20 protein-coding genes are annotated in these 25,723 nt (G+C 54.1%); 11 read left to right on the top strand and 9 right to left on the bottom strand.

Annotated features, from left to right (window positions below; translation table 11 throughout):
- The first annotated feature begins 8 nt into the window (after nucleotides 1–8).
- Nucleotides 9–1,499, top strand: a complete 1,491-nt coding sequence (locus ACFSSA_RS09090) for a TrkH family potassium uptake protein (RefSeq protein WP_386820122.1) — start codon at nucleotides 9–11, stop codon at nucleotides 1,497–1,499.
- On the opposite strand, the gene ACFSSA_RS09085 is transcribed toward ACFSSA_RS09090, so the two are convergent.
- Genes ACFSSA_RS09085 through ACFSSA_RS09050 form a run of 8 tightly spaced genes read right to left on the bottom strand, consistent with a single transcriptional unit; the run spans nucleotide 1,500 to nucleotide 8,109 of the window.
- On the bottom strand, nucleotides 1,500–2,672 hold the full coding sequence (locus tag ACFSSA_RS09085) for an FAD-dependent oxidoreductase (RefSeq protein ID WP_386820121.1): 1,173 nt from the start codon (nucleotides 2,670–2,672) through the stop codon (nucleotides 1,500–1,502).
- Nucleotides 2,669–2,920, bottom strand: coding sequence for a phosphopantetheine-binding protein (locus tag ACFSSA_RS09080; protein WP_386820120.1), 252 nt, complete (start codon nucleotides 2,918–2,920; stop codon nucleotides 2,669–2,671). The genes ACFSSA_RS09085 and ACFSSA_RS09080 overlap by 4 nt, the downstream gene beginning before the upstream one ends.
- Nucleotides 2,917–3,771, bottom strand: a complete 855-nt coding sequence (locus ACFSSA_RS09075) for a patatin-like phospholipase family protein (protein WP_386820119.1) — start codon at nucleotides 3,769–3,771, stop codon at nucleotides 2,917–2,919. Before ACFSSA_RS09075 ends, ACFSSA_RS09080 begins: the two co-directional genes overlap by 4 nt.
- A complete protein-coding gene (locus ACFSSA_RS09070) occupies nucleotides 3,768–4,772 on the bottom strand; it encodes a lysylphosphatidylglycerol synthase transmembrane domain-containing protein (RefSeq protein WP_386820118.1) in 1,005 nt (334 codons plus the stop codon). The genes ACFSSA_RS09075 and ACFSSA_RS09070 overlap by 4 nt, the downstream gene beginning before the upstream one ends.
- A gap of 27 nt (nucleotides 4,773–4,799) precedes the next feature.
- Nucleotides 4,800–5,066 carry an acyl carrier protein gene (locus ACFSSA_RS09065; protein ID WP_386820117.1) on the bottom strand — a complete coding sequence of 89 codons (267 nt, stop codon included), beginning with the start codon at nucleotides 5,064–5,066 and terminating at the stop codon, nucleotides 4,800–4,802.
- A gap of 16 nt (nucleotides 5,067–5,082) precedes the next feature.
- A complete protein-coding gene (locus ACFSSA_RS09060; protein ID WP_386820116.1) occupies nucleotides 5,083–5,814 on the bottom strand; it encodes an SDR family oxidoreductase in 732 nt (243 codons plus the stop codon).
- Nucleotides 5,811–6,872, bottom strand: a complete 1,062-nt coding sequence (locus tag ACFSSA_RS09055) for a beta-ketoacyl-[acyl-carrier-protein] synthase family protein (protein ID WP_386820115.1) — start codon at nucleotides 6,870–6,872, stop codon at nucleotides 5,811–5,813. Before ACFSSA_RS09055 ends, ACFSSA_RS09060 begins: the two co-directional genes overlap by 4 nt.
- Nucleotides 6,862–8,109, bottom strand: a complete 1,248-nt coding sequence (locus tag ACFSSA_RS09050; protein ID WP_386820133.1) for a beta-ketoacyl-[acyl-carrier-protein] synthase family protein — start codon at nucleotides 8,107–8,109, stop codon at nucleotides 6,862–6,864. Before ACFSSA_RS09050 ends, ACFSSA_RS09055 begins: the two co-directional genes overlap by 11 nt.
- 81 nt (nucleotides 8,110–8,190) lie before the next feature.
- Here ACFSSA_RS09050 and ACFSSA_RS09045 point away from each other — a divergent pair, with 81 nt between their 5' ends.
- Entirely contained in the window at nucleotides 8,191–9,393 is a 1,203-nt protein-coding gene (locus ACFSSA_RS09045; RefSeq protein ID WP_386820114.1) for an AMP-binding protein, read from the top strand.
- Between the two features lie 160 nt (nucleotides 9,394–9,553).
- Entirely contained in the window at nucleotides 9,554–11,578 is a 2,025-nt protein-coding gene (gene rho / locus ACFSSA_RS09040) for a transcription termination factor Rho (protein ID WP_386820113.1), read from the top strand.
- A gap of 58 nt (nucleotides 11,579–11,636) precedes the next feature.
- Here rho and ACFSSA_RS09035 read toward each other — a convergent pair whose 3' ends face one another.
- Nucleotides 11,637–12,869: a stress protein gene (locus tag ACFSSA_RS09035; protein ID WP_386820112.1), complete on the bottom strand. Its 1,233-nt coding sequence runs from the start codon at nucleotides 12,867–12,869 to the stop codon at nucleotides 11,637–11,639.
- A 181-nt stretch (nucleotides 12,870–13,050) separates the two neighbouring features.
- Between ACFSSA_RS09035 and ACFSSA_RS09030 the strand changes: the two genes are divergently transcribed.
- From ACFSSA_RS09030 to ACFSSA_RS08995, 8 genes are all read left to right on the top strand, one after another.
- Complete coding sequence (locus tag ACFSSA_RS09030; RefSeq protein WP_386820111.1) at nucleotides 13,051–14,712, top strand: glycoside hydrolase family protein; 1,662 nt, start codon at nucleotides 13,051–13,053, stop codon at nucleotides 14,710–14,712.
- A gap of 39 nt (nucleotides 14,713–14,751) precedes the next feature.
- Nucleotides 14,752–15,582 carry an SGNH/GDSL hydrolase family protein gene (locus ACFSSA_RS09025; protein WP_386820110.1) on the top strand — a complete coding sequence of 277 codons (831 nt, stop codon included), beginning with the start codon at nucleotides 14,752–14,754 and terminating at the stop codon, nucleotides 15,580–15,582.
- Nucleotides 15,583–15,841: 259 nt separating this feature from the next.
- Complete coding sequence (locus ACFSSA_RS09020) at nucleotides 15,842–17,686, top strand: esterase-like activity of phytase family protein (protein WP_386820109.1); 1,845 nt, start codon at nucleotides 15,842–15,844, stop codon at nucleotides 17,684–17,686.
- A 140-nt stretch (nucleotides 17,687–17,826) separates the two neighbouring features.
- The gene (locus ACFSSA_RS09015; protein WP_386820108.1) at nucleotides 17,827–18,381 is read left to right on the top strand and encodes a sigma-70 family RNA polymerase sigma factor; all 555 of its coding nucleotides are present in this window, start codon (nucleotides 17,827–17,829) and stop codon (nucleotides 18,379–18,381) included.
- Nucleotides 18,378–20,033 carry a LamG-like jellyroll fold domain-containing protein gene (locus ACFSSA_RS09010; protein WP_386820107.1) on the top strand — a complete coding sequence of 552 codons (1,656 nt, stop codon included), beginning with the start codon at nucleotides 18,378–18,380 and terminating at the stop codon, nucleotides 20,031–20,033. Before ACFSSA_RS09015 ends, ACFSSA_RS09010 begins: the two co-directional genes overlap by 4 nt.
- Before the next feature lie 23 nt (nucleotides 20,034–20,056).
- Nucleotides 20,057–22,798, top strand: coding sequence for a PSD1 and planctomycete cytochrome C domain-containing protein (locus ACFSSA_RS09005; RefSeq protein ID WP_386820106.1), 2,742 nt, complete (start codon nucleotides 20,057–20,059; stop codon nucleotides 22,796–22,798).
- Nucleotides 22,795–24,285 (top strand): DUF1501 domain-containing protein, encoded by a 1,491-nt coding sequence (locus tag ACFSSA_RS09000; RefSeq protein ID WP_386820105.1) that lies wholly within the window; start codon nucleotides 22,795–22,797, stop codon nucleotides 24,283–24,285. Before ACFSSA_RS09005 ends, ACFSSA_RS09000 begins: the two co-directional genes overlap by 4 nt.
- A complete protein-coding gene (locus tag ACFSSA_RS08995) occupies nucleotides 24,286–25,713 on the top strand; it encodes a sulfatase-like hydrolase/transferase (RefSeq protein ID WP_386820104.1) in 1,428 nt (475 codons plus the stop codon).
- Nucleotides 25,714–25,723 lie beyond the last annotated feature (10 nt).

The raw sequence follows: 25,723 nt of genomic DNA, 5'->3' as shown, positions 1-25,723 counted from the left end.
GCTCTGATATGAATTTCTACTTAATTGCAAGAATCCTCGGGATGCTTCTGGCACTGGAGGCGGTTACGATGATTTTTTGCGGGACCTTCGCAAAGTTCGATTTCTTGCAAGGCGATGAGGAGGCGGCATCGATGTTGTTTCTCTCGGCGGCAATTACCGGCGGTTTTGCGCTGCTATCGATCATTCCCGGGATCACAAAGACGCGCCACGATACCATCCCGAAGCGGGAGGCAATTGTGATTGTCGGGCTGGGCTGGATTTTATGCAGTATTTTCGGAGGACTCCCCTACTTGCTTTGCCCTCCTTACATGAGCCCGGCCAGCGCTTTTTTTGAATCAGCCTCAGGCTTCACCACCACCGGCTCGTCCGTGATGACAGTTATTGAGGAATGGCCGCGGGGCATTCTCCTTTGGCGGGCAACCACCCAACTCCTGGGTGGTATCGGTATTCTGGTTCTATTCGTGGCACTGCTGTCATACATTGGGGTAAATTCAAAATCCCTGTTTCACAACGAATCCTCATTCCGTAGCGGAGACCTCGGGTTGGCAAGAATTCAGGATACTGCGGCGCTGTTACTCCGTATCTACCTCGGTCTTGTTCTACTATGTGGCCTCGGCCTCCGAGCAATGGGGATGACATGGTTCAATGCGACCTGCCATGCGTTTACAACGATCTCGACAGGTGGCCTCAGCCCCCACAGTGCGAGCATTGGCTACTATTCCGATTGGGGAAACTCTTGGTTGATCGAGCTCTGGCTGACATTTTTCATGGCCCTCGGGAGTCTGAATTTCCTGATCTACATCGTTATTCTGAGGAAAAACTGGCAGCGCGTTTTGAAGGAGGAGGATGCCCGCTGGTTTCTTGGGCTCTGCGCTCTGGTGATTCTCCTGATCACCTGCGGGCGCACTTACAACGATGATGTTCCTCTTGTCAAAAGTCTCCGCGATAGCCTGTTTACCGTTTTCAGTATCGCTTCCACCACTGGATTTGGAACGGCCGATTACGATCAGTGGCCTACCTGGGCCAAGGTTCTTATCGCCTGCCTGATGCTGATGGGCGGCTGCGCCGGATCAACTTCCGGGGGCTTCAAAGTCGGGCGACTCATCGTATTTGCAAAATCCGCGCGCAATGAAATTATCCGCACCTTCCGGCCAAACCAGGTATTCAGAGTCGTCGTAAACGGCAATCCATTGGACGATTCCGCACGGGCAAGGATCATGTTTTTCCTCACGCTCTATCTGATGATCAGTATTGCCGCCACCGCAGTGGTCGGCTTTTTGGAAGCCGGAACCGGGATTAGCCTGGAAAGCTGCGCAGGCACGGTGCTGGCTACCATTTCCAGCATCGGCCCTGGCTTTGATGCAGTCGGACCTACGCATAACTTCGCCGATCTCAGGGAGCCGACCAAGGTTTTTCTCGGCTGGATTATGATTCTCGGGCGCCTGGAACTTTTCGCTTTGCTCGTCCTTTTCGTTCCCACTCTGTGGAGAAAATATTGATCAAAATTTGGGACCCCGGAGATACTCGACGGCCAATCTTCCCGCCGCCTGGCCAGTTGCAAAACATGTCCCCATCACCCGCACGGAGGCCAATGCCTCATGGCTGGCGGAAATGCATCTTCCAGCAAAGAATACCCCTTCGATTTCGGCACTCTCCAAACAACTGCGCGGGATCGCAGATGGTTCTGCCCTCTTGAAAAAACGAAATTTTGCACCATGGGTCGTTTCCCGTAGTTCAATGGGCCATGCCGCCATTGCCACTGTATCGGGAAATTCCCTCCCATCGATCAGATCAGCTTCGGTCAGCACATACTTTCCGAGCCAGCGCCAGGACTCGCGCACTCCCGGCTCAGCAGCTGGGAACGGGCCATCGGCGGAAGCGAATTCAGTAAAATGTTCCCGCAGAAATTCACTCAACGCCTCGGCAAAAGCTTTCCCCGTGGCCATTAGATCGGACCGGCCCCCAGGTTTCAAATCCGTGGTAAAATAGATCTCGCCGGCAACTGCCGAGTTTCTGCTAGCCGTTCCCATCGCTGTTTCCGGCAGTTCGCCAGCCTTGACCGCACGGACGATCGCCAGTGCTAGCCGCATCCGGAACGCATCCTCCCCAGCAGCAGGAGCCACATTCCGTAGCGAAAATATAAATGCGGAACTTTGGGTTTTTTCCGGCTTCTCGGCGAGTCTCGTCGCCCCGAGAAAATCCGCTACAATCGCGTCCGCCGAGGCGTCCACCAAAGCTCTACAGGTAATTCTGCCAGCAGAAGTCTCCAGGACAAATGCGCCATCCTCCATTCGCGAGATGCTTGTGCAACTAGTCCGGTATTTCACCTGGAGATTCTTCTCGGCCACAGTTAGCTCATCAGCGATTTCCCGAAAAATATCGGGATCCTGTGGAAGCACATAAACCTTACCCATTTTCACCGGACCAACTCCGGTCCGCTCCCGCATCTTTTGCTCGATCTCCGCGGGAAGCCCCTCGTTCACAAGCATCGGGGGTTTGGAAACATCCGGATGATACAGCCCGCAAAATGTATGAACTCTCGCCAAGGTTCCCATCCCACCAAGTCGATCGGAACGCTCGATAAGAACCACTTTTCTCCCGCCTCTGGCAGCTGACACAGCCGCACAAAGCCCGGCGCTTCCCCCACCGACAACACAGATGTCAGTTATCATGTTCCCAGTTCACGCTTCTTTGAGATCATCTCTGAGATTTTACTCAGGCTGGAAAAGTTTTCCCGGTCCAGGTCCTCCGGCTTTATTGAGACTCCGTATTCATTTTCCAGCAGCAAGATGAGCTGCATCAAAGCCAATGAATCGAGACCTTCGGAATGAAGATCCGCCTCTGCGGATATGGAATCATCGAGCGGAAATAGCTGCTCGTTGATCAAGGCCCGTAGTTGGAAAATAAGATTCGTAGTCATGAGGAAAAATATTGAGAGACAGCCGAGGCAGTCCGTGCACCATCGATAAAATAGCGTTTCTTTTTTTTCGCCGACTGGAAAAAGCCAGGACTCGGATGATGGGTTTCCAGAAAGATCACACGCTTGTGATTGCGCTCCGCTTCACGAATCCGGTGCTCCGTGAGCGCATCGTTGAGCATGTGGTGGCCGTTGATAAAGACCTCTTTTATGCCGAGCCGTTTATCCGCTGCCGCACTTTGTCTAGGGTAGGAAATGTCGTGAACGATGATCGTATGAACGGCTGGATCCGCGATGTATGGCTCTAGCGGAACACCATGAAGAATCCCTCCGTCATGAAAGACCCGCCCTTCGAGATGCTGTCCGGTAAAAAGGATCGGCACCGCACAGCTGGCCATGATCGCCTCTGCCAGCGGCCCTTCGCTCAAAAATTCGCCCGTGGATTTCCGTAAATCCGTTACAGCGATCTGAAGCCTCACCCCGGGCGCGTCCTCGATATTTGCCACCGGAAGCTCGCGCTTCAGATGTTCCACCACTTTTTTTCCGTTCATCATCCCTGTAAGCACGCCTATCCCCAAAGGCGCGCCGCGAATCGGAATCAGCCAATCCGGATAGGCTCGTTTCAGCGCACCCGAGAGCGTTGCCGCTTCAAGTTCCTGGCCACGAAGCCCGGCGGCATAAAAGCCTCCGGCCAAGGCGCCGGCCGATGATCCCGCAACCTTGCCGGGAAAAATCCCCTGCCGGTTCAACTCACAAATAAAACCGCCATGTGCGTAAACCCCCAGAAATGCGGATCCTAGCACCAAAGCGATACCGGGATCCGGTGTTGGGTCGGGAATCGGCTGCTCGATCATTTTTCCGCCCCTTTCTTCGTAAAAGACCCAGCCATGATGATGACCAACCCGCCCACAATCCCCCAAAAAACCGTAAAAAGAAAACCAATGAGTGATGCAGCAACTGCTGCCGCTGTTGGAATACCGGTCAATTTCCCCACCAGGAAGTCGAATGTTCTTTCCCGCACACCCAACCCTGAAATCGATATCGGCAAGGCTGAAACCACGTCCACAATCGGCATCACCGACATGATACTCACCGCGCTCACCGGCTGATCTAGAGCCCGTAATCCTGCAAAAAATGTCAGGTAAAAGCTGGCGGAAAGCGCAAAGGAAGCAAGCAGTGCGAAGAATGCATGCTTCCATCCTGTCCGATACAGATCCAGCACCTTGGTGATCGAGTCCACCCAACGATTATTTGTCAACCTCGGGAGATGCTTCCTACCCCAGGACAGCATCCAGGGAGTGCATGAAAAAGCACTCAGAATAATCCCGACGATTCCTCCAGCCTGGAACCAGGTCGCGGCGACAAAAGTTCCCCGCCCAGCGACATCCTCCACCTTGTCCATGGTCCCGAATCCCCACGTAAAGACCAAGAAAATGATCCCGCTGGAGATAAAGCCAATGATGTGATCCACCATGACCGACATCGTAACCCCTACCTTTTTATCCGGCACACGCCGCATCAACAAAACAATCTTTGCGGCATCTCCGGCAGCACCACCCACCGACGCAATATTGAAAAATGCCCCGTAGAGAGTCAGGCGTAGGATATAACCAAAAGGCTCATGAATCGACTGTGCACGCAGTAAAAAAAACCATCTCAGGGCATTTGCCAGAAGTGAAACAAAAGCCAGGCAGATTCCAGCTACCACCCACCATGGAGAGCGGAGCGCCAGCTTGAAATTTCTTCCCAATGCCTCCTTGTCGTCGATGCTGGAAAGCGCCCACCACAGGAAAAGGATCGTGCCGAGCAGCTTGAGGAAAAATAATCCGAGGGTTTTTACATGCCGCTTTTTCATTCTTCAGGAGCAGCGCGTAAATGAGCCTTAGGCGCCTTTGAATTCACGCACAGCATCCGCGATGGTTTTCACCGAGCGGAGAATACCCTTCGCTGCTTCCGGATCGGAAATTTTCAGTCCAAAACGTTTTTCAATCGCCACGACGAGCTGTAACGCATCCACGGAATCCAGCCCGAGGCTATCCGGCCCCATGAGCGGGGTCTCATCGCCAATCTCATCCATCTCGACATCGAGCATTAGCTCATCGACAAGAATTTCTTTGATTTCTTCGTGCAGATCGGAAGGTTCGGACATGTGATTTTTGAGAGCGTTAAAGGATTCCGCCGTCGATTTTCAACGTGGCTCCGGTGATATAGCCCGCGTCTTTGTTAGCAAGAAAAAAAACGGCGGCAGCCACCTCGCGCGGTTGTCCGAAACGCCTCATCGGGATCGCCTTCTTCCGGGCTCTTTTCGCCTCGGCATCACCTTCATCGGTTGCTGCAGTTTCTATATAGCCCGGGCAGATCGCATTCGCTGTGATCCCCATCCGCGCGACTTCTTTCGCGAGGCTCTGGGTCATCGCCACCATCCCTGCCTTTGCGGCTGAATAATTTGTCTGTCCTGCAGGTGCCAACAGTGCCGATAGGGATGATATATTGATGATTCTTCCGAAGCGCTCTCCCATCATTCCCCGTATGACCGCACGGGAACCAAGAAAGGCGGAATTGAGATTGGAGCCGATCACATTCTCCCAAGCCTCATCAGGCATCGTCGCCAAAAGATGATCCTCATGATGCCCGGCATTATTTACCAGCACGGTAATCACCCGCCCCGCTTGCGCGACCTCCTCCAAAGCACGTTCCCAGGCCTCCCGCTTGCACACATCCAGCGGCAGCACCTGGCATCTCTCTGGAAATTCTCCAACAAGTGCATCCGCCGCATCCCGGCCGGAACGAACTCCCAGGTAAACGTAGCAGGAATCATCGTGCTCGAGAAAATAACGGGCTGTGGCATTCCCGATGCCGCCATTGGCACCAGTGATCAGAATGGCTTGTTTGCTCATGGATTGCTTCGTGTAAATTTCGCGGAAAAGGCGTGTTGATTCCCTCCGCTGGCCAGAACCAATGCCGACTCATGGCCGGCATAAAGTGCCTCTATGGCAGCCACCGTCTGAAAGCCACAGCGGATACCCATTCCCTCTCCCAAAATTCCGGCCGGACTTATCCGCTCGCCTTCCCAGCTCTCTGTCGCGGACAGCTCGTCACGATCCAGGCGTGGGACATGGGTCAGCCCGTCGATGAGAACTCCGCCCCCACCTTTCTCCACCGCATCCCACGCATCAGCCACGGCGATCCGACGCTGAGTATTATCATTGTAGGAATACGGGCCGTGGATATTTTCCACGGAGATAGCGGATGGCCGCGCCTCCACATAGACCGCCGCAGCGCCTTCGGTTGCAATCAGGTTCCGCGAATAATACCGTAAGCCTTCCAGCGTTAGCCAATCGATTTCTTCCGCGCAAAGCACAAGACACCCATCCACTTGATCGCTGGAGATCCATTCCTCCGCCACATTCAGCGCCGAGAACCAGGTCGCGGAATCTCCGATCAGCGTGTAGACCGGACCATCGCATTCCAAATATGCTGCAATGTGGCTCGCTGGCGCGTTGAAGACCGTTTCAGGAAAAAGTATCGGGCTGGCAAAATTCGGATCCTCGAGAACCTCGCTGAAAAAGCGGTTGGAATAGTTCACGCAGCCGTTCAAAAAGGTAAGAACAATCCCGATCCTTAACTGACCGTTTTTCATCCTCTCCAGCCGCTCGGGACCGATCGCTTCATGGGCTGCCGTTACCGCATATTTGGAAACATTACTGGCGCGACGCAGACGGGCGTGCTTTGGCATCGCAGCACGCAAAGCTTTGGCGTCGACCGGCCGATGCGAATAGGAAATCGTCTTTTCACCCGCTTTCCGCTCCAGCTCGATTGTCGGAATGAGTTCTCTTCCGGCACAGGCGCGATACAGCGCCTGTGCATTGATCCCGGCAGAGGAAACCGCGCCATGACCATGGACGAAGAGATGGAACTGCGGGGAGAAATCGCGCACGTTTTGCTTAGCTTGCATTTCGGAAAATCAGGGATGCGTTGGAGCCACCGAACCCGAAGGAATTTGTCAGCGCCACATTGAGGGCAGCTTCACGGGGCTCGCGGACGAGATCGAAGCGGCATGCGGGATCCGCTTCACGGATATTGAGGCTTGCAGGAAGAAGCTGATTTTTCAGTGCCAGCAGGCAGATTGCGGATTCTATGGCACCAGCACCGCCGAGCAAGTGGCCCATCGCGGATTTCGTCGAGCTAACGGAGATCTGTTTTGCATCCTCGCCCGCCCATTCGGTGATGGCATTCGCTTCGGCAACATCGTTTAGCGGAGTGCCTGTGCCGTGGGAATTGATATAGTCGATCTCCCGCGGTTCCATTCCCGCCTGGCGGCAGGCGCCTGTCATTGAGCGCACCGCAGCATTGCCCTCGGGATGCGGCTGTGTGAGATGATGGAGATCGGTCGCCATTCCATACCCGCAGATTTCCACGAGCGGCACCGCTCCCCGGTCGAGCATGCTTTCCTCGCTTTCCAAAACAAACATCGCAGCGCCTTCACCGAGTGCCAGGCCGTCCCGCGCTGCATCGAATGGCCGTGGAATTCCGGACTCCGCAAGCGCCTGGAGGGCGTCAAACCCTGCAAACACCAGCTGGCAGAGAGCATCGTAACCACCAGCCAACGCCAGTGATTTACGTCCAGAGCGAATCTGATGATAAGCGTGACCGATCGCATTTGCACCGGATGCGCACGCATTGGAAATAATCAATGTCTGCGCCCGAAAGCCCAAAGCCCGTTGCACCGCCCCAGCCTGCCGCTGCGCCTGGTAGTTTTCCACCCGCCGGAACTGACCTCTGCGCTCTCCATCCCGAGCAGCGATTTTGTAATATTCCTCGCCCACGGGCATCGCCCCCGCAGAAGTCCCGACAATGAAACCTGTTTCCGGAGACACATTGTCCAGTTTTGCGGAGTTCATCGCCTGGGCTGTCGCATGCAGTAGGAGCCGCGTCCCACGGTCCAACCCGCGAGCCTCCCGCTCCGATAGCATAAAATGCTCGAAATCGTCCGCCAGATCCGCAACGCCCGCCGTTTTCACCCGCTGCTTGGAAACATCAAAAAAATCGATTTCCCGGAAATGATTTTCTCCCGCGCGTAATGAGGCGACGTGCCCGGCCGAGTCGGTGCCCATGGGAGAAATCATCCCCGTGCCAGTAATAAACACGCGTCGCGGTATGAAGTTCTGCGTTGAATCGGGAGAGTTCTGCATGGAGGCGGGGTAAGAAAAAGGAAGAAAGACCGGATTCCTGCTCTTGGCAAGGCCATTGGAAGTGTCTAGGTAGGCAGTCGGATGCTCTTGGAACACTGGAATGAAATCGCCGCCCGCCATCGGGACGACATCGCCTTCTGGCATCATGGAAAACCTTCCGGCATCACTTTTGGAGAAATCGATAGCATCTCCCGCACCGTTGATACCTCATCGGACACGTTGATCGCCATCGGCACCTCACTGGCATTTTTCCCAACCCTTATCGCTGCCTGGCGGACAAGGAAACCAGTGATCCTTGCGGAAAATGAACAGAGCAAAATCCGCCCAATCCGTGGAAACGTTCCGGCAGGCACTGTGCTTATCAAGCAAACCTGTGGAGCCTCCGGAATCGAACGCAGCCTGTTTTTCGACGAGGCCGCAGTGCTTGCCGAGGGGTTGCGAAATCTGTCAGGCCTCGGGCTCCACCGGGAAAGACGCGGTCTTGCCGCCATTTCCCTGGCGCATTCCTACGGCTTCGGCTGCCTGGCACTGCCTTTGCTATTACGTGGGATCCCGTTGGACATTGCTCCCGGGCCGATGCCGATGTTTCTCAATCCCGCACTTGAACGCGGCGGTCCCATATTTCTACCCGGCGTTCCAGCGATCTGGAAAACATGGTGGCAGACCGGCATCACTTCTCATCCGGCGATCTCTCTGGCACTGAGTGCTGGCTCGCCGCTCTCATTGAAGCTGGAACAAGCCATCCACGCCTCAAGCAATCTGAAAATCCACAATTTCTACGGCACCAGCGAAACCGGTGCGATCGCTTTTGATGCCAGCCACACTCCCCGGTCGACAGAGACTTATCTGGGGACTTGCCTGCCGGGAATTACCGTGGATTGCAATCATGAGGGTTACCTTACTGTCCGCAGCGACGCTCAGGCAAGCGGCTCGGATCTTCCGGTTTTCCCCGGTGAGTTTACTTCCGGAACGTATCGCACTTGGGATCTCGGGCACAATTCAGCAGGCGAAATCCACCTCACACGGTGCACCGGCGCTGCTATCAATGTCGCCGGACGAAAAGTCAGCCCCGCGCGCCTTGAAAAGATCCTCCGCCAGCTCCCCGGCGTGAGCACTGCAAGGATTTCCCGGGCGCCAAGCCGGGATTTTGAGCGTCTCGAAGAAATCCACGCCCATCTCGGAGTCAGCCATGATTATGATAAAAAAGCGCTACGTGAAGAACTCCGCAAACGAATCGAAAGCTGGGAAATGCCCCGTCACTGGGATTTTCAGGTGAATGCGTAGTTCCAAGCTACGAACGAGGTGCGAACCCACAATTTTCCATGCGCTCCGCCAGAAAGAACGTTATTTCTCGACGAGCTGGTTGCTTGAACTATCCGGTCGCAGCAGCGTAGTCTTCCGCCCTGCATTCCGGCATCATCCCGCAGCTCCATCTATTTCACCCATGTTAGTCCTAGCTCTCACTGGCGGCATCGCCACTGGCAAATCCACCACTCTCAGTCTTTTCCAAGAATTTGTCCCGGACATCGTCGTGTTCGATTGCGATGCATCGGTGAAATCCCTGCTCTATACGGAGCCGGTGATCAGGGAACTCACAGACCTCTTCGGCAAAGAAATTCTCGATGGGGAAAGCGGGCTCATCTCCCGCGAAAAACTGCGTGCCGAGGTTTTCGCGAATTCTGAGAAACGCAAGGAGCTTGAAGCGGTTCTTCACCCACTGGTGCGGGAGGAATGTCTTGCGCTACGGGAAAAAGCAGCTAAAGAAGGCGTGCGGTGCTTCCTCGCTGATGTGCCGCTCCTCTTTGAAAGTGGCTTCGATTTTGGCCAAACTCAGACGATCGTCGTCTCCACCTCACGTGCCACCCAAGTCGCAAGACTCAAGGACCGCAATGGTTGGGACGATTCCCTGATCGAGTCCATCCTCTCCGCCCAACTACCTATCGAGGAAAAAGCCGCCCGCGCAGATATCGTTTTTTGGAACGATGGAGTGCCCGATACACTGCGGGCCCAAGTCCAGCGTTTCTGTAGAATTTTCCCACCACTTTCCATGTCAGACAATACCCCAGAACTCTCCGAGGCACCGGCCGAAACAGCCACCTCCGGAGAAGCCTCCGTCACCTCCTCAGCCGAAGTCGCGGAACAGAAGCCCACACCGGCCCAAACCGAAAAAGAAGAAGCTGCTCCAAAGGAGGAAGCCGCCCCCTATCCCGTTCCGGAGAATATTGATCTGAATGCCTTCCGCCTGAAGCCACTCACAGAGCTTCAAAAAATCGCTTCTGAAATCCCTGCCCGCATCCAGGGCGGCATCACCAAAACCCAACTGATCTACGAGATCATTTGCTTTTTTGTCGCCAATGGCTCGAACATCACCTGTGAGGGCGTGGTCGAGTTTGGCAAAGAACATTTTGCCATGATCCGCGATCCGGAGCGCTCGTTCCGGCCATCCCAGGACGACATCCACCTCGGCGGTCCGGTGCTTGCAAATGCTGCCATCCGCAGCGGTCAGCGAGTGAAGGTGAAAGTCCGCCCTCCGGTGCAGCGTGACAAATACCTCACAACCGCCGAGATCCTCGAGATAGAAGGAATCCCGCTCGCGGATTGGTCCGAGCCGAAGGATTTCGACAAACTCACCCCGATGTTTCCGGATTCCCGCATCCATCTCGAAGGAGAAGGCACGGAATACCTCGGAGTGAGGGTGATTGATCTCATCGCGCCACTTGGTAAAGGCCAGCGTGGTTTGATCGTGGCTCCACCGCGCGGAGGTAAGACTATTTTGCTCAAGCAAATTGCCAAATCGATCAAAGCCAACAACCCGGAAATTGAGCTCGTCATCCTGCTCTTAGACGAGCGCCCGGAAGAGGTCACGGACTTCGAAGAGACCGTTGGAGCACGCGTCTACGCGTCCACTTTCGATGAAACGCCAAAACGCCATGCCCAGGTTGCCGATCTGGTGATTGCCCGCGCACAACGCATGGTCGAGCAAGGCAAGCACGTTGTTCTACTTCTCGATTCCCTCACCCGCCTCGCCCGGGGCCACAATTCCGCCATGCAAGGCGGCCCGATCGGCTCCGGTGGTGTCTCTCCCGCAGCACTTCAGAAATCCCGCAAATTCTTCGGCACGGCACGTAACATTGAGAACGGCGGCTCCCTGACCATCCTGGCCACAGCTCTTGTGGAAACGGAATCCCGTCTCGATGATGTGGTTTTCGAGGAATTCAAGGGCACAGGCAATATGGAAGTCCGGCTCGACCGGGAACTCGCCGAGCGCCGGGTTTTCCCCGCCATCCACATTCCCCAGTCCGGCACACGAAACGACGATAGACTATATCATCCCGATGAGTTCGTTAAAGTCATCGATGTCCGCCGCCAGCTTTCAGCTCTGCCCATCGGCGATGCACTCGTAACACTGTTGAACAATCTCAAGCCCACCAAGACCAACGCGGAATTCCTGCTCCGCGGCTTGCGCTAGATGGCCGCCCGCTTTGCCATTCCAGAGGAACGGCAGCGGGCACTTTTTTCCTCACGGGTTAATCGAAGGCGTAGGAATACAATCCTTTGCCCTTCAAAGGCCCCGCCAAAAGGAAACGGGTCCCGCCTATTTCCACAGAGGTCATGCCATTGTAGATTTCGAAACCCGTCTCAATAATTTTACCGGGTTTCAACACGCCATCTGCACCAAGCTCGCAGAGCTGGATGGCCTGTTCTTCACGCGATGCCACCGCGACGAGCGCCCGGCCTTCATCCAGCTTCATGAGCTCGATGCGCGTCTGGCCTTTTAGCCGCAAGCTATCGTCATCCCGCAGCGCCATGTGGGGCACCAGTTTCCCCTCCCGATCAACTTTGAAAACGCTAACACCATCCCCATGGTAATGTGGGTTTTCCTCTTTGATAAAACCTTTGCGCTTGTAGTAGCTGTGGTGGCGGTGACCGACGACAACATAAGTCTCATCCCCCAGCTTCACCGAGGTAAGCGGATAAGCTCCGTTGAGAAAAAGTTCCCCGTCATCTCCGATATTGGACACATTGGTAAATTTTCCGTCGTCCGTCACCCGGAACGAACTGATGCCATTGTCGTGGAATCCATCTACAAAAACATAGGTGGCTCCGCCGACTCTCTGGGTGGACATCCCTATGATCCCATCGGTAAACATCTCATCCGTGTCCTTCATAGACTGCACATGATGCAGCTGACCATCGGATGATATTCTGAAACTCGAAACTCCCGGTGTCTCCTCCAAGCCCCCGGCGAAAAGGTATGACCCCGTATCGAAATGAACCACCTGCAAGGTGATAACACTCCCCAGAAACGTCGAGTCCGTATCATGCGTCACGGAAACGCGCTCCAATCCGCCGTCTCCGCCAATGCGAAAAACCTCAATGGCGTTCCCCCCCTTGTTTCCCAGAAAAAGGTAATCGTTCCCTTCAATTACTGCGGCCACAAGTCCCCGGGATGGTCCTTTACCCTTCCACAGGTCCAGCGTTTCCAGCGGAAGAAGCTTCCCCTCTCCACTTAGGGAAAAGGAATTCAGACGACCTCCGTCACCACCCGCGAAAACAAAATGTCTACCATCTTTCTCATGGGCGATGACCGTCACCGTATTACCGCTGGTAGCCGCTGAGCCAACCGGCTCCGCCCTATTTTTCATATCCTGAGCTCCAGCCGTTGCCCCGAGCCCCAAAAAAAAGCCTGCCGAAACCACAGAGATAGCCGCAGCGAAACGCACCGATGGCATCAGAGCGCCAAGTTGAGATTTTATCATGATCCATCCCTACGATTTTGCTGAGGTGCACGCAATCTCCAAGACGGGATCAGAGCCTCTGACCAAGGAATCCACGTATAATATATGCGGATAATTATACATAAAACCGTTCCTCCTATAACGTATTCTATCCACCTTGGCCCTACCGCACATCCCATCGGTGCAAGCGAATCACGATCTTATGAAATCCTCCGAATCTATTTTTCTCACTCTCGCATTTTCCTTTGCCGCCTTCCTTCCCTTGGCGAATGCGAATGATACAGAGCGCCCGCGTCCTCCCGAATGGAAAAATCTGGTGCAGGGCGGACAGTTCAAAGATCTTTTTCTTCCCATGCCTGTCAGAGACGAGCTCACAGCCGACACCTGGGGCGGCGACAATGTGAAACCGCGGGACATCTCCAATGGCATCGAAGATCCTGCCTGGTCCTACTGGTGTGGTGATCCGACTCTCGGAGAAGATGGAAAATACCACTTGTATAGCTCCCGCTGGCCGGAGGACGAGCCCCGCGGCCACTTTGGATACTTTGATTCCATCATTGTCCACGCGGAAGCGGACGATCCCATGGGCCCTTATACCTACAAGGATACAATCGGTCCCGGCCATAACCCGGAGCTCTACCGCACGCGCAAGGGAGATTATATGATCTACTCCACCCACGGGCGCTTCTATAGCTCGAAAAGCCTGACAGGGCCGTGGACAGCCGGCACCTATAACTTCGATAAGCGCGAGCGTTACGCTTTCAAAAATTATGTAAATTTTTCCTTCGCCCCGCGAGATGACGGCTCGTTTATCGCGGTCTCCAGGAGAGGCTACATCTGGGCCAGCAAAGACGGCGGAGAAGATTGGTCTGAGGTCAGTTCGGAATCGGTTTACCCGAAGGTCGAAGGTATTTTCGAGGATCCTGTCATGTGGAAAGACGACATCCAGTATCACATCATTGTGAACGATTGGAAGGGGCGGATCGCCTACCACTTACGTTCGAAGGACGGCTTTCATTGGAAATCGGAACCAGGTGAGGCCTATGTTCCCGGCATCGCCCGTTATGAGGACGGAACCAGATCTGAATGGTATAAATTCGAGCGTCTACGCTTTCTGCAGGACGATCACGGCCGGCCTACCCATGCCCATTTCGCCGTCATTGATACGGAGAAAAAACTCGATCAGCCCAATGACATCCACAACTCCAAGCTTATTGTGATCCCGATGACGGTGCCCCGCTTGTGCACTGTTCTCAATAAACAAAGACTCACGGAAAAGACGGAAGCAATCCGCGTGAACATTAGTGCGGAGGCCGGCTTCGATCCACAGCGTGACATCGATCTGGACTCACTCCGTTTCGGTGCATCGGAAGAAGTAAATTACGGCCGCGGCAGCAAGCTCATAAGCTCGGAGAAAGTAGGCTCGGATCTCATTCTGACATTTTCCGGAAAGGATACCGGAATTACCAAGGAAAATTTCGCCGGAAAGCTCCTGGGAAAATCCACTGATGGAAAACTTCTTTTTGGCTGGGCCGCCCTCCCTGGAACCAAGGCTCAGGTGCCCCTGCTCTCGCCGCTTTCTCCCAAGTTCGAGTTCACCCCAGATGGCACCGTAGCCTACGTCGAAATCCAAAATTTCGGTGAGATCGCTTCCAAGGCATCCACCGTGCGTCTGTTATCCGGAGACCGGACGATCGGCACGGGATCCGTGCGCACGCTTGAACCGTTTGAGAAATCCATCGTCCGCATCGTCTGCGGAAAGCCCCTGAAAAAGGGAACCAGCCCGGAGATCACCGTTCTAGTGGAAAGCGCCGGCTATCCTACCGAATCTTTCAGGAAAAAGGTTCAATTACCCAAAAACTAATTGTGGACGCCGCAGAGCTCCCCCATCAAAAGACGTAATATGATGAAATCGATCAAATCCCTCGTCGTCTGGCTCGCGCTTGGATGTATCCTTACCACGTTGAGGGCAGAAGAGTCGGACCCCGTGAAAATAGTGTTGGTGGGTGACAGCACAACCATCGGCAACACCCCGCGCCAGATCAATCCGGAGGGCCCCCATCTTGAGCAAATGATTGAACAGCTCGCCGCCGTGGAGGGGCTCCCGGAGCTGGAAGTCATTAATAGCGGCAAAGGCGGAGAAACCGCCAGGCGAATCATGGAAAGTGGATGGTATCGGGACGAAATCGCAGGTATTCCAGACGTCGATCTCATCTTCGTTCGCCTTGGCATCAACGACTGGTTCCGGTGTGAAAATCTTGAATCCGATTTTCCAGCGCAGATGAAAGTTCTGATCGAAAGCCTTCGGAAAGATCACCCGAAAGCCAAAATCATCTTGAGCACCATCTGCCGTTTTATGCCGGATGAGGAATGTGCTCAGGTGAACGATCTCATCAAAAAGATCGCCGTTTCGGAAAAATTGGATCTCTTCGATCTCTACACTCCTTACCATCGATTTCTTTTGGAGAATGGAGAAAACACGCTCAATGTCCGCCAGTGTTCTCTCTCCGCTATCCCGGAAAAATACCATTCATGGCTCAAGCCATACACCCACTTCAGGAAAGGCTGGGGCGGCAGGCCGGATGAAAATGTGGTGCGGGTAAATGATTTGTCGCTGGATCCGCTTTTCGGTCAATACAAGGGCTGGTATAGCGATCGCCACCCGAATTCCACAGGCTACAATCTTATCGCCCACGAAACGGTTAAATACCTCTCAACCGTGTTGGAGAAATAATCCGCACAATATCTCCACGCTAAACAATTTGGACTCCCCGGGACATGCTCCCGCGGAGTCTTTTTTTAGCGGGGTAGTGGACGAATCGCCGCAGAACATCCCCCCAGCTGCTGTGATGGAAATATGAATCCAAAGAAATCAAAAACCTAACGAGTGACCATTTTGGCACCCTGAGCAGATTGTCATTTAGGAGGCAATGAACCAGCAATGTAATCGTCTAAATTACAGACATAAAACCATAAATAACCTTCTAAATTTAATGAATCGAATACGAACTCGAACCGCGGCATTTGGCTTGTGGAAATTGCTCACAAAAATTGGTGCACTCTCTTCACTGGGGATTGTCCCGTTGTTTGCGGATGCTCCCGCTAATCCGGCAACACTCTCGGGCTGGGCGGAGATTCCATCCGATTTCCGCCAACCGGGACCGGTAAGCGGCCAATTCACTGGTGGAGGGAATGGAGTATCCACGCCTTTCACCGGACAGCCTATTCCAGGATTTTCCGGTATCATTCCGGCAAGTTCTCCCGGAGAATTTTTCGCCCTTCCAGACAATGGATACGGCTCCCAGGGCAATAGTGCGGACTTCATCATCGGCCTTTACCTCATCACTCCGGACTTTAAAAACACGGGTGACGGGACGACCGGCAACGGGCCTGTGGCAGTAAATTCCTTTATTCCCTTCAGCGATCCAAACGGCTTGCTCAGTAGCTCATTCATCTCCGGAGGCCCGGTCTACACACGGGAAAAATATTACCCGTCGTCCTCCAAACAGATCGATGTAGACCCGGATATCAAAAATGGAAAGCTGCTCACCGGTGCGGACTTCGATGTGGAATCCGTCACCCGCCTCGATGACGGCACCTTCTGGGTGGGCGAAGAATTCGGCCCCTACCTATTGCATTTCAACGCCCAGGGAGAGCTGATGGAGGCACCCATCCCCCATCCTTTTCTGCGCGCCCCGCAAAACGTGGCAAACACTCAGCAAAATCCCGCCAACCTACCTTCTTCCCGTGGCTTCGAGGCGATCGCACGCAATGCCGATGGCAGCAAGATCTATGTTTCCACGGAGTCCTCCATCAACTCGGAGCCTGACAAGCGAATGATCGAAATTTTCGAGTTCGATCCCATCGCCCGCCAATACACCGGACTAAGTTACAAATATAAGAAAGATAGCTCTGACCCGATCACCGGCAATACTAACAACACTTCCAACACCTTCGTCCTCGGCGATATGACCAACATCGCCGGAAGCGTCTACCTCCTCATTGAGCGGGATGACGGTCAGGGACCCGTGGGATTCGGAAACCCCAACCCACCAGCGATCCAGAAAAAACTTTATCTGATTGATCTGCACGAAGTCGGTCCGGACGGGATTCTTTTGAAACGGGAAGTAGTGGATCTTCTGGATATTCCAGATCCACTGGACATCGGGGGACCGCTCCCATACGGCACTCCGGCAGACCGTTTCACCTATCCGCTGCAGTCCGTGGAATCGCTCACCGTCGTTGACGATCACACCGTTCTTGTCGGGTTGGATAACAATTATCCAGGTGGCAATGGCCGTATTCCCGGCACGCCCGATGGGACGGAAATCATCACCATCCGCTTCCAGGATCCGCTTGCCTCTCTCGAAGTCGTCGGACGGACAGCTATCGAAAAATGGCGGAAAGCAAACTTTGGCTCCCCGCTGGGCGATGGCGACACCGCGGATCTGGCGGATTTTGACTCGGACGGTCTAGTAAATCTGCTCGAATACGCATTCGGCACCAATCCCACTCCCGATAGCGGGATGGGCTTGCCCGGTCTCGCTCCGCTTAGCTATAGGGATAACACCATTCAAAATGGACAACCGCTTATCTCACCCGCCGGAGAGGCATTCGAATTCCGGTTCATCCGTCGTTCGGATTATGCGACTGCTGGAATCACCTATATCCCGGAATTCAACAGCAGGCTCGAAGCCGACTGGAGTCCTAGCCCCGCCACTCCGCAGGTTCTGGCGGACGATGGCACCCACCAAGTGGTGAGCGTGCCCTTCCCCACCCCGGAGGATGGCCAAACCAAGGATTTCGCACGCGTTCGCATCCTTGGCGATACAGAATAATTCTTCCCCATGGTATAAAATCACTCATTTTATCGAGTGAACACTGCACCGCTCGCTCCCTGTCATGGAGCGGCGGTGTTTTTTTTTTTGCCCAATCGCGTTAGTTTTTTGGCAGCATGGCAGTGATAAGGTGAATACCCATGCAAAACCCCGCCACAGATTCAGAATCCGAAGACCTTCGCTACGAGGCCTTTATCCAGCGCTTTACCCAGTGCGAGCCGGATCTGCGTCGTTTCATCCGCTCGCTTTTGCCGACCTGGACAGACACCGATGAGGTATTGCAGCAGACCGCGATCATCACCTGGCGGAAGTTCGACCAATATGATCTTGAAACAAGCTTCATCAAGTGGGCCTGCGTTATCGCGAGGTTCGAAGCCCTTTCCTACAGGCGCAAGATGGGGCGCGACCGTCTAGTCTTCCGCGAGGAGCTACTTGAGTTGATGGCTGATGAAGGCTCAGAGGAGATTTCCCAGCGTCAGGAAGAGCATTCCGCATTGGAAGAATGTCTCGCCGCCATGCCTGAAAAACAACGTCAGTTTGTCACGCTAGCCTACACTCCGGGCATCACCATCAAGGAAATGGCGGATCAGGCGGGGAGCAGTGCCGCAGCTTTCTACATGAAGCTCAAGAGACTTCGCCATCAACTGCAAAGCTGCATCGAATCGAAAATTTCACACCCAAGCGCCAACGCATGATCCCTCTGAAATTCAAACAACTTACATCAGAAGAGCAAGAGTGGCTGGACGCTTATCTGGACGGCACCATTACTCCTGCCGAATTCGAAAAATTCGAAAAGCGGCTTTTGGAAAAACCCGCGTTCCGGAAAATTTCGCGTCGTTATCTTTCCCTGGATAACTCGCTCAACGACTTGGCCGGCAAGGTTACCGCCCTGGAGTGGTCAGCTCCGGAAACAAGCCGTAGCCCTGCTGGGAAAATCTTTTCCTTTGTTCCACTCGCAGCCGCCGCCGCACTCGCCTTTGTCCTGGGCACCGCAATCATGGCATGGAAAAATCACGCGGATATTCCGGTGGTCACGTCCACGGATGAGCTGCGTGAGCCGGCATCCGCCCAAGGTTTTGCCGTCATCAATAGCCTTTACGATATCACTTGGAAAGATGAGGCAGCATCCTATCGGGAAGGTGATACCCTTGGTGCCGAGGCATTCCGGATCGAATCCGGAACCGCTGAAATCCAATTTTTCTCAGGTGCAAATATGACCGTGCAGGGCCCTGCCGAAATCGTATTAACCTCCGCTTGGGAAGCCTCGTGTCACAGCGGGCTGGTCCGGATGCATGTTCCTCCGGCAGCTCGGGGCTTCAAACTCCACGCACCATCCACAGAAATCGTGGATCTCGGCACGGAGTTCGGCCTCTCCGTCCAAAATGGAAAAGGTCATATCGAAGTTTTCGACGGAGAAATATCCATCCGCCATCAGAACGAAGCCCAGCAACTTGTCACCCAGGGCAAAGCTCTGATGCTGCCGGAAGCAGGCTCTCCTACATCTGTCGAGCTCGGGAAATTCACCTATCCGGATGCCGGTGAGTATAAAACAAAAGCTCTGGAGCAAGAACGTGACGCGTGGGAAAACTGGTTGAGACATCGGGAAAACCTAGCCAAGGACGAACGCCTCATCGCCTACTACACTTTCGACAAGTCAATGAGCTCGCGCATTGCCGAGGATATCCACTTGCCCCGGAACGCAGACAGGGATGGCTCCATTGTCCTCGCCGATACGGTCGCCGGGCGTTGGGGGAAAAGACAATCAGCCCTGGAATTCCGGCATCCTGGCTCCCGCGTCAGAGTGAACCTTCCCGGCACATTCCAGGCCTTCACATTTGCCGCCTGGGTCCGCATCGACAGTCTGGATAGACGCTACAACGCACTCTTCATGGGAGACGGCTATGAAAACGGGGAGCCACACTGGCAGATCCGGGATGACGGCACCTTGATGCTCTCCATCATGGTGGATACCAGCAAACCTAGCATTTATAAAATCGATTCCGCAGGCAGGCACAAAGTCTACTTTTCTCCGAAGATCTGGGAACCATCCATGAGCGGTGAGTGGCTTCACCTCGCCTCCGTTTACGATCCTACGGCACGCCTCGTAAAACATTATTTGAACGGGGAGGAAATCTCCACGCAGGAGATACCGGATACCTTCGTTTCTAAAAAACTTCATATCGGAAATGCGGAAATTGGAAACTGGGGAGATCCGTTCCGGAAAGATCCGGCTTTTGCCATCCGCAATCTCAATGGCTGCCTCGACGAAATGGCCATCTTCAATGCAGCCCTTTCAAATTCGGAAATCGCAGAAATTTATCGCCATAGCTCCGCGCATAAACGCTGAAGCGCCGCCAACCCATTTTTATTATGAAACCTATCAGACATCTTCTTCTACTGGCACTAACCCTGCCACTGTCCGCTGCAATCGACTTTGAAAAAGACATCAATCCCATTCTGATCGACAATTGCATCGACTGCCATGGCCCGGATAAAGAAAAAGCCGGCCTCCGCCTGGACCAACGGGGCATCATGCTGAAAGGTGGCGATTCCGGGCTACCGACCATCGTGCCGGGCGATCCGAAAGCCAGCTACCTCATGGAGATCATCAGCGGCCAGGATCCGGATATGATCATGCCACCAAAGGGCGATCCGCTCAGCTCCGAGCAGATTTCACTGATCGAAAAATGGATCGAGGAAGGTGCGGAATGGCCAGGCCAAATGGATCAGGTAGCGGAAACAACCACAGACCACTGGTCGTTTCAGCCAGTCGTCCGCCCGGATGTCCCGGAGAGTTCCGAAAGCAATCCGATCGATGCCTTCCTTGACGAATCTCTCAGGAAAGCCGGCATCACCCCCAATGAAGCAGCGGATCCGAACTCGCTGATCCGGCGCGCTTCCATCATCCTTACAGGACTTCCCCCAACCTACGATCAAGTTAGTAGTTTCTCGGAAGAGTATGCAGCCGACCCCGAGAAAGCTTACGCTGAATTGGTCGATAAACTTCTGGACTCTCCGCACTTCGGCGAGCGCTGGGCCCAACACTGGCTCGATGTAATCCGCTGGTCTGAAACCAACGGCTCCGAGGCAAACCTCTATCGCAAGGGAGCCTGGACATACCGTGACTATGTGATCCGGGCCTTCAATGAGGACCTTCCCTATGATCAATTCATTACCGAGCAACTTGCCGGGGATCAGCTCGGAGCAGGTGAAGCTACTGGATTTCTAGTGGCAGGTCCCCATGTCCCGGCAGCCACAGTCGGCCGCGAGCCAACGGCCATCCGCCAGGCACGCGCGGATCGTCTTGATGAAATCATTTCCACTGTGGGAGCCTCCATGCTGGGAGTCACAGTCAGCTGCGCACGCTGCCACAACCACAAGTTCGATCCGGTCTCCATCCAGGATTACTACTCCATGAGCGCCATCTTCCAAGGCGTGGAATTTGCCGGCCGTTATCCCGAACTCGCCGATGATCATCCGCGGAAGAAACGCGCGATGGAGATCTATCCGAAAATGGGTCAAGAGCGCAGGAAGCTGGCGGAATCCATGGATTACTGGCAGGAAAACTGGGGCGGCCACATCGATATGACGTTCCCCGCAACAAACACGCGGAAGCTTCGCATCGAGTTCAGCAAACCCAACATTTTCATCGACGAACTGGAGGTATTCGGTCCGGAGGATCGCAACAAGAACCTCGCAAGCTCAAGTCTTGGCACCACATTGACAGATGCCCCGGAGATGGCAGATGAGGGCAGCAAAGTCGAAAAGGCCAACGACGGAAAATACGGCACGATGGTTTGGAAATCAAGAGCTCCCAAGGGAAGCAAGGAAATGCCGTGGGTGGAAATCGATTTCCCATCCACCCAGCTCGTCGAACGCTTTCGCTTCAGCCGCAATCGCGAGTATTACTTTGAGACGGATTATCTGGATATGAACAAGAACGAACAGTTCCCGGATTACAGAATCCTCGCCCTGCGGCAGGACGGAAGCTGGGAGGAAATCGCAGATTCCAGGAAATCTTCAAAACAGTTGAAATCCGATCCCGCGCTGAAGGATGCCTCGGAGCGCTTGCACGAGTATATGACGATCCTCGCGGAGGAAGGACCACGGCACAGCTTCATCGGCAAGTTCGAGGAGCAACCGGGCCCCACCTACGTCTTCCACCGTGGAAGTCCTGAAAACCCTCGCGATGAAGTCCCTCCGGCAGGGATCGAGGTGATTGATGGTTCTCTTGGACTGAACTCCGAGACCCCCGATCCGCAACGCCGTATGGCGTTTGCAAACTGGCTCACTGCTCCGGAGAATCCGCTCACCGCCAGAGTGATGGTAAACCGGATATGGCATCATATTTTCGGCACAGGCATCGTAGCGACCGGCAGTGATTTCGGCCTTGCGGGTTCTCCACCCAGCCACCCCGAACTTCTAGATTGGCTGGCAGCTGAGTTCGTCCATCCGGAGCAGGAAAATATCTCTGAATGGTCCACGAAATCCATGATCCGTTTGATCGTGATGTCGAAGGCATTCCGTCGTTCCAGCCTTCCAAACAGCATCGGCTTGGACAAAGACGCCGGCTCCCTTCTGCTCTGGCGCTATCCGCCGCACCGCATTGAAGCGGAGGCCATCCGCGATGGAATCCTTCTCGCTTCCGGCAAGCTGGACCCCTCATTGGGTGGCCGAAGCTTCCGGATTCACAATGTCAAAAAGACCTATTCGCAATGGGAGGTCATCGATAACTACAGCGAGGTGACCTGGCGGAGGATGATCTATCAGGAGCGCATGCGTCGGGTGGACGATCAGATTTTCACCGCATTTGACTTTCCGGATTGTGGTCAGGTCAGAGACAAACGTCCTGTTTCCACCACTCCTCTTCAATCGCTCAACCTGCTCAATAGCCCCTTCGTGGTATCCCAATCGGAATACATCGCGGAGCGTGCGATGAAGGAAGCGGACAACCGTTTGGAAGACGCCGTGCTCCGCGCTTTCGAGCTCATACTAAATCGTAAACCAGATAGCGAAGAACTCGCTGCCTGCACCCAGACGGCAAAGTCGAACAGCCTGGCGATCGTCTGCCGCAGCCTTATCAACTCAAACGAATTCGCATTCCTGCCATGAACCCAGAACATATCTCACCATTCGGCCGTCAACTTCTCAACCGGCGTGACTTCATGCGCAACACCGCCTTCTCGTTAGGTGGACTCGGTCTCGCACAGCTGCTTTCCGCAGCCTCCAATGACACCGCGAACTTCAGCGGAAAATCGCCGATCCGTCCCGATATCAATCCGGATAAACCTTATCTGCCCCGCCCGAGTCATTTCTCATCGAAGGCAAAAAAGGTTCTCGTCATCTTCTGCCCCGGCGCTGTGAGCCACGTCGACACCTTCGATTACAAACCGGATCTGTATAAATACCATGGAAAGAAACCGCCTGGTGTCCCCGCAGTGACATTCGAAGGGCCCACGGGAAATATCGCAAAGCCTTTCTGGGATTTCAAACCCCGCGGTCAGTCTGGAAAAATGATTTCGGATCTTGTTCCACACCTTGCCAAGCAAGCGGACGATTTCTGTTTCCTTCACTCCCTCCACACGCAGACAAGCGCCCATCCACAGGGAGAGAATTTCATGAATACAGGCTTCACCATGGAAGGCTTCCCTTCATTCGGAGCTTGGGTGACCTACGCTTTGGGATCTGAAAACCAGGAACTCCCTGCCTTCGTGGCGATCAATGACCCGAGGGGTATGGCGAGATCGGGTAAAAACAACTTTGGCAATGGCTTTCTTCCCGCTTCCTTCCAAGGCACCGATTTCAACGCAAAAAATCCTCCGGCGAATCTCGCGCGTCCGAAAAGCTATACTGCCTCCGATGACAAATCCACCGCGGATCTTTTAAAGCGTCTCAACGGAAAACATCTCAACCAGTATCCCGGAGATGCGGATCTCGCGGCACGTATCGCAAGCTACGAATTGGCAGGCCAGATGCAGCTTTCCGTCCCGGATATGATGGATCTCTCCAAGGAACCGGAATCCATCCACAAGGAATATGGCACGGACACCGGCTCTGAATTGAAGCGTGAATATGCGAAAAACTGCATACTCGCCCGGCGTCTCATCGAGAAAGGAGTTCGGGTAGTCCACCTCTTCAATGGTTCCGATCCTTCCGGAGGTAATGGTATCAGCAACTGGGACTCTCATTCCGACATCAAGGAAACCCATGCCATGCAGGCGGAGATTATGGATCAGCCGACCGCTGCGCTAATCCACGACCTGAAGCGGCGTGGATTACTGGAAGACACACTCGTTGTCTGGGCCACAGAGTTCGGCCGCATGCCTTTCCTCCAGGGGAATGGAACCGGCCGCGATCACAATCCGGATGCCTTTACCTGTTTCCTCACAGGAGCCGGGGTGAAGAAGGGCTTCAGCTACGGCACGAGCGATCAATTCGGCGCGAAGGCGGAAGAAAACCCGGCATCCGTCTACGATTTCAATGCCACCATTCTTCATCTCATGGGCTTGGATCATGAGCGACTGACCTACTATCACAATGGCATCGAACGCCGCCTCACCAATGTCCACGGACATGTCATCAAAGACGTATTAGCATAAATGAAAGCTTTTCTCGCCTTCCTGTTCCTCGCATCGCTTGGCCCGGTATCCGCTGCGGCCGAAGCCTCCCGACCAAACATCATACTCATCCTCGCGGATGATCTAGGCTATGCCGATGTCGGCTTCAACGGATGCACGGATATCAAAACTCCGGCGCTCGATCAGCTGGCCGAAACGGGAATCGTTTGCACCACCGCTTACGTCGCCCACCCGGTCTGCGGTCCCAGCCGGGCGGCAATCATGACCGGTCGCTATCCTCACAAGTTCGGTGCGCAATGCAATATCCCGCCGCACCATCCGGAGATGGGTATCACCAAGGATGAAACATTCATCGCGCAGGTTCTTAAGGATGCAGGTTATACCACCGCGCTTTTTGGCAAATGGCATTTGGGTTCCGCACCGGACTATCTGCCGAATCAACGCGGATTCGATGAGTTTTTCGGCATACCCGGAAGCGGGCATAAGTATTTTCCGGAGCACTACGAGGCTCTCTACAATAAGGTCGTGGCAGCAGGGAAAGAGAATATTGAAGAAAATATTTCCCCGTTGATCCGCAATGGTGAAGAAGCTAAGGAAACCGAATACCTAACAGACGCATTTTCACGGGAGGCGGTGGATTTTGTCCGGAAAGCTTCACTCCGGGAAAAGCCATTCTTCCTTTTCCTCTCCTACAACGCTCCCCACTCGCCTTTGGAGGCAAAGGAAGATGATCTGGAGAAATATGCGTCCATAAAAAATCCAGCCCGGAAAAAATATGCGGCAATGGTTCATGCGGTGGACAGGGGCGTTGGCGAATTGATCGATGAACTGAAAGCTACCGGGGAATATGAAAATAGCCTGATCGTCTTTCTTAGCGATAATGGCGGCAAATCCGGAAACACAGCCGATAACGGACCACTCCGCGGCGGAAAGCGCAGTGTGACCGAGGGCGGCTACCGCGTTCCCATGTTCTTCCACTGGCCGGAGAAAATCACTCACGGCTCCAAGTTTTCCCATCCTGTTCTCGCGCTGGATTTGTATCCGACTTTCACCGCCCTCGCCGGTGGAAAAATCCCCCAGGGAAAACATCTTGATGGTAAAAACATCTGGCAGAACCTCTTGGACGGAAGCAACCCGCACGGAAACGAAATGATTCCAGTCATGTCCCACTGGCTCGGTAAAACCGCAACTGCCGGCCGGTTCAATGAATGGAAGGTCACGCGGGAAGCAGGCAAACCATGGAAACTCTATAATATCGAAGAAGATATCGGGGAGAGCAATGACCTGAGCTCGCAATATCCGGAACGTCTTGAGGAACTCGTAGGTGGCGTAAAAAAATGGGCGGACAGTCACCAAAAGCCTCTCTGGCACTACAATCAAAGCGATATGGATCTCTGGAAAAATGTCGATGGCCCATACATCGAGGGCACTTTTGATTTAAAACACTAAGCCATATCCG

The sequence above is a fragment of the Luteolibacter algae genome, assembly GCF_042683045.1.
Classification (GTDB): domain Bacteria; phylum Verrucomicrobiota; class Verrucomicrobiia; order Verrucomicrobiales; family Akkermansiaceae; genus Luteolibacter; species Luteolibacter algae.
This window is presented reverse-complemented; position numbering and strand designations above follow the sequence as displayed.

Coding starts and splice junctions, on each gene's coding strand:
- ACFSSA_RS09090 (WP_386820122.1), top strand. CDS start 9: ATGAATTTCTACTTAATTGCAAGAATCCTCGGGATGCTTCTGGCACTG.
- ACFSSA_RS09085 (WP_386820121.1), bottom strand. CDS start 2,672: ATGATAACTGACATCTGTGTTGTCGGTGGGGGAAGCGCCGGGCTTTGT.
- ACFSSA_RS09080 (WP_386820120.1), bottom strand. CDS start 2,920: ATGACTACGAATCTTATTTTCCAACTACGGGCCTTGATCAACGAGCAG.
- ACFSSA_RS09075 (WP_386820119.1), bottom strand. CDS start 3,771: ATGATCGAGCAGCCGATTCCCGACCCAACACCGGATCCCGGTATCGCT.
- ACFSSA_RS09070 (WP_386820118.1), bottom strand. CDS start 4,772: ATGAAAAAGCGGCATGTAAAAACCCTCGGATTATTTTTCCTCAAGCTG.
- ACFSSA_RS09065 (WP_386820117.1), bottom strand. CDS start 5,066: ATGTCCGAACCTTCCGATCTGCACGAAGAAATCAAAGAAATTCTTGTC.
- ACFSSA_RS09060 (WP_386820116.1), bottom strand. CDS start 5,814: ATGAGCAAACAAGCCATTCTGATCACTGGTGCCAATGGCGGCATCGGG.
- ACFSSA_RS09055 (WP_386820115.1), bottom strand. CDS start 6,872: ATGCAAGCTAAGCAAAACGTGCGCGATTTCTCCCCGCAGTTCCATCTC.
- ACFSSA_RS09050 (WP_386820133.1), bottom strand. CDS start 8,109: ATGCAGAACTCTCCCGATTCAACGCAGAACTTCATACCGCGACGCGTG.
- ACFSSA_RS09045 (WP_386820114.1), top strand. CDS start 8,191: ATGCTCTTGGAACACTGGAATGAAATCGCCGCCCGCCATCGGGACGAC.
- rho (WP_386820113.1), top strand. CDS start 9,554: ATGTTAGTCCTAGCTCTCACTGGCGGCATCGCCACTGGCAAATCCACC.
- ACFSSA_RS09035 (WP_386820112.1), bottom strand. CDS start 12,869: ATGATAAAATCTCAACTTGGCGCTCTGATGCCATCGGTGCGTTTCGCT.
- ACFSSA_RS09030 (WP_386820111.1), top strand. CDS start 13,051: ATGAAATCCTCCGAATCTATTTTTCTCACTCTCGCATTTTCCTTTGCC.
- ACFSSA_RS09025 (WP_386820110.1), top strand. CDS start 14,752: ATGATGAAATCGATCAAATCCCTCGTCGTCTGGCTCGCGCTTGGATGT.
- ACFSSA_RS09020 (WP_386820109.1), top strand. CDS start 15,842: ATGAATCGAATACGAACTCGAACCGCGGCATTTGGCTTGTGGAAATTG.
- ACFSSA_RS09015 (WP_386820108.1), top strand. CDS start 17,827: ATGCAAAACCCCGCCACAGATTCAGAATCCGAAGACCTTCGCTACGAG.
- ACFSSA_RS09010 (WP_386820107.1), top strand. CDS start 18,378: ATGATCCCTCTGAAATTCAAACAACTTACATCAGAAGAGCAAGAGTGG.
- ACFSSA_RS09005 (WP_386820106.1), top strand. CDS start 20,057: ATGAAACCTATCAGACATCTTCTTCTACTGGCACTAACCCTGCCACTG.
- ACFSSA_RS09000 (WP_386820105.1), top strand. CDS start 22,795: ATGAACCCAGAACATATCTCACCATTCGGCCGTCAACTTCTCAACCGG.
- ACFSSA_RS08995 (WP_386820104.1), top strand. CDS start 24,286: ATGAAAGCTTTTCTCGCCTTCCTGTTCCTCGCATCGCTTGGCCCGGTA.